The organism is Citrobacter sp. Cpo037 (genome assembly GCF_030332945.1).
Taxonomy (GTDB): domain Bacteria; phylum Pseudomonadota; class Gammaproteobacteria; order Enterobacterales; family Enterobacteriaceae; genus Citrobacter; species Citrobacter portucalensis.
Map to the genome: position 1 here is coordinate 1 of NZ_JAOWGW010000005.1, position 3,568 is coordinate 3,568.

5 protein-coding genes are annotated in these 3,568 nt (G+C 57.2%); all 5 read right to left on the reverse strand.

Going from position 1 to position 3,568, the window contains the following annotated elements; translation table 11 throughout:
- The coding region (locus OGX94_RS00020) for a phage tail protein (RefSeq protein ID WP_286568454.1) at window positions 1–1,050 on the reverse strand (1,050 nt) is incomplete at its 3' end.
- Window positions 1,047–1,652, reverse strand: coding sequence for a phage tail protein I (locus OGX94_RS00025; RefSeq protein ID WP_001397640.1), 606 nt, complete (start codon window positions 1,650–1,652; stop codon window positions 1,047–1,049). The genes OGX94_RS00025 and OGX94_RS00020, both read right to left, overlap by 4 nt.
- The gene (locus tag OGX94_RS00030; protein WP_286568457.1) at window positions 1,645–2,553 is read right to left on the reverse strand and encodes a baseplate assembly protein; all 909 of its coding nucleotides are present in this window, start codon (window positions 2,551–2,553) and stop codon (window positions 1,645–1,647) included. Before OGX94_RS00030 ends, OGX94_RS00025 begins: the two co-directional genes overlap by 8 nt.
- A complete protein-coding gene (locus OGX94_RS00035) occupies window positions 2,540–2,899 on the reverse strand; it encodes a GPW/gp25 family protein (protein WP_213351432.1) in 360 nt (119 codons plus the stop codon). Before OGX94_RS00035 ends, OGX94_RS00030 begins: the two co-directional genes overlap by 14 nt.
- Window positions 2,896–3,474: a phage baseplate assembly protein V gene (locus OGX94_RS00040; RefSeq protein ID WP_286568459.1), complete on the reverse strand. Its 579-nt coding sequence runs from the start codon at window positions 3,472–3,474 to the stop codon at window positions 2,896–2,898. The genes OGX94_RS00035 and OGX94_RS00040 overlap by 4 nt, the downstream gene beginning before the upstream one ends.
- Between the last annotated feature and the right edge of the window lie 94 nt (window positions 3,475–3,568).

Below are 3,568 nucleotides of genomic sequence, written 5' to 3' on the forward strand. Positions count from 1 at the left end.
AAGGTATTCGAGAAGCCCTGAAATGCTTTTCCCGCTGAGATTCGTCAGCGTGGCATCAAGTGGCTGTTTCCCCGCCAGCGCGTTCATCACTGTTGTCGCAAAGTTAGGATCATTCCCCAGCGCAGCCGCCAGTTCATTCAGTGTGTCCAGCGCCTCCGGCGACGAACCAACCAGCCCCGCAACAGCAGATTTCACAAACGCGGTAGTGGCAATCTGCGTATTATTCGTTGACTGAACAGCAGTGGGAGCCGTTGGCGCTCCGGTCAGGGCCGGACTTGCCAACGGTGCTTTCAGTGCCAGCGCATTATTAATGGTGGTACTGAAATTCGGATCATTATTGATAGCTGCTGCAATTTCTTTCAGCGTATCCAGCGTTGCCGGTGCGCCACCAATCAGGGCAAGAATAGCAGCCTGTACAAAGGCGGTGCTGGCAATCAGGGTGCTGTTGTTTCCTGCCGGTGGCGTTGGCGTTTTAGGCATCCCTGTCAGAGTCGGGCTGTCTTTTGGTGCATACTGTGAATGAGGATCAACAGCAGCAAGATGCTTTGCCATCAGGTCATCCACATACACCTTAAGCTCCAGCACCTTATCATCCACATATTTGCGGGTTGCCAGAACTACTGCAGGGTCAATTTTCAGGATGATGTTATCGGTGCTGCTGGTAATCAGTACCATACGCACGGTCTGCGTGCGTCCGCTGCCCTCTGCCAGCTTCGGCTTGTAACTTTCGGGGCAGTTTCCCACAGCAATCAGCGCACCTGTTTCATCAAAAAGGCCGACTTCACGAATCCACCACCCGCCCTCGTTTTCGGGGATCACCTGCTCAGCAATAATCTGGCTGCTGTTCTGCGGATCGATATACAGCATATTCAGCGCTGCACGGCGCTCCTCAGCAACTAACGCGGTCTGTTGCGCGTTGGGCGTGGGCAGCGCACCGCCACCGCTACCCACCGCCATATGGGTAATTTTAAGCGGGACACCGAGCGCGGCGGCGCTTGCCAGTTTCGCCGCGCCGATATCCGTCAGCAGGGTGTAAAATTTTGCGCTCATGGGTTCACTCTCATCGTGTCAATAACATGGACCGCCCCGCCCTCATAAGCGGTGCCGCCGGAAATAATGGTTTCGTTGATATACGGGTAGATCGTGATTTCTTCGCCGGTGTAGGTGGCTGCACCCACAAAATACGGGCCGCCAGTCTGCAGGTTGATGGACATACCAACCAGATGACGGCTGCATGGTTTGGCATCACCGATCAGGCGCTCCAGCTCCAGATAGGTTTCTTCTGTTATGCCCTGGTCCTGCACGCCAATATCCAGACGGAACGTCCCCGGCGTTTCGCCGGTCTGCCACCACTCAATGATGCGGATCAGGAAGCCAAACGGCTCCACCACACGCCGCACGGCGCTGGTTGTCCCCTTGTGCTGATGGATATAAAACGCGTCCTGCACAACGCGGCGCTTGACACTTTCTGTCCAGCTCTCATCCCAGCGGTCAACAGAAAACGCCCAGGCCAGATAAGGCAGGAATCTGATCGGACAGGTTGCCGGATTCCACAAATCACGCAGCGATACCTGCAGATCGGAAATCCCGCTGCAGGTCTGCGCCAGTCGGCGCTCAAGCGGCGACGAACCCGGCGGCAACAGGCTATTCATCCGTGCCCCCGTTGGTGACGCTCCATTCAGTACAGGATGCCGCCTGCGTCTTATCCAGCACCACATCACCCTGCGGGGACCTCAGCTCCACACGCTGGACGCCCTCCACGTGCAACGCGGCATAAATGGCGCTGCGGCGGATATCACGTCCCAGCCGCGTCTGACTGGCGATGTATTTCTGCAGACTGGCTTTTGCTTCTGCCATCACCGGCTCAGCCTCCGGCCCCGGATAAAGGAAGATCGTCGCGTCCACGCTGTACGAAATAATTTCAGCGCTGCGCACCGTCAGGCGGTCTGCCACCGGGCGAACCTTTTCACTGTTAAGCGCCTGCTCAACCACCGCCAGCAGGTCAGCCCCTGCCGTACCATCACCCTCGCGGCTCAGCACGGTAAGCACCACCTCTGCCGGTGCCGGACTGGTTGCGCTGGCATCAGCCACCCGCCCGTCGGCGCTTCTGGCGTGGAACTCATAGGCTCCCGTCGGCCCTGCAACGGACAACCCCTCAAATGCCGCAGGAATGCGCTGGCGTAATGCTTCATCACTTTCCATCACTGCGGCGACCGGCGGCACCGCGTCATTATCTGCTGGGACTACCGTCAGGCGCTTCACGTTGCAGTTACCTGCCAGTTGCTCAAGGTCATTTCCCATGGAATAGGCCACCATGACCGCCTGGGCAGCCTCATTAATACGCTGGCGCAGCAGGATTTCGCGATAAGTATTTTCCTGCAGCAATTTGGTGACAGGTTCTGACTCCAGCGCTAACGTGCGCATAACGGCGTCCTGTTCATCAGCCGGATGGAGGGCCACAAAGGCGGCCTTGCGTTCTGCCAGCAATACTTCAAAGTCCGGCACGTCCACAATCTGCGGCGGCGGTAGTTGGGAAAGATCAATGACTGCCATTGTCTGCTCCTGTTGATACGGAAAGGGAAACTGGCGCGCCGTTATTGCTGTGCCCGGTAAGCTCAACCGCCATAGAGCCGTCAAAATTGCCGTTGATGGTGATGGAATCCAGCGTAAGGCGCGGCTCCCAACGGTTCAGCGCCACATAGACCGCAGACATAATCTGCAGGCGCAGCGCCGGGTTCTGCGGCTGGTCTATCAGGGCAGACAGCAGGGAGCCATATTCCCGGCGGGCAAGACGACTGCCCTGCGGCGTCAGCAGAATATCCCGCACCGACTGGCGCAGATGGTCTGTATCTGCAATGGCCTGCCCGTCGTTCCTGCTCATACCGATATACAACGTCATACCGGACCTCCCGTGTTAGCACCGCCTTTCAGAACGCCAGTATGCTCATGGTCATCAACTACGATCCCGTTAGAACTCATTGCGCCGCCGCCCTGGGTGACGCCGCCATTGATCACCACCTCGCTGTTAATGCGCGTGGTGTCAGCCTCCACCACAAACTCACCGGTTTTGTAGGTGACACTGTCTGATGCCTCGATCACCATGGATTTGATGCCCCTGACATGCCATCGTCCGGTGGCGGGTTCATACTCAAACCAGCCCCCGTCCGGGTACTCCGTCACGCAACCGTCCACGGAATCCGACGGCGGAGGAAACTGATTGGAGTAGATGGCGGGCAGCACAAAAGCGGTTTCCAGATTGCCGCCCATGCTCAGCACCACCACCTGCTCATCCGGCGACGGACACCACCATGTTCGGACACCACCGGCACGCAGCGTCAGCCAGTTAATCCAGTTGGTTTCAAGCTCGCCTACTTTCACCCGGCACAGCCATTTCTTCCGATCCACTTCGGTCACGATGCCGGTGCGGATCAGATTGGTGATAAGGCGCATGATTTCTGTTAAGTTTTTGTCCATACACATAGGGTGTACTAAGGAAGGTGCGAACAAGTTCCTGATATGAGATCATCATATTCATCCGGAGCGCATCCCAGAGGGACATCATGAGCCA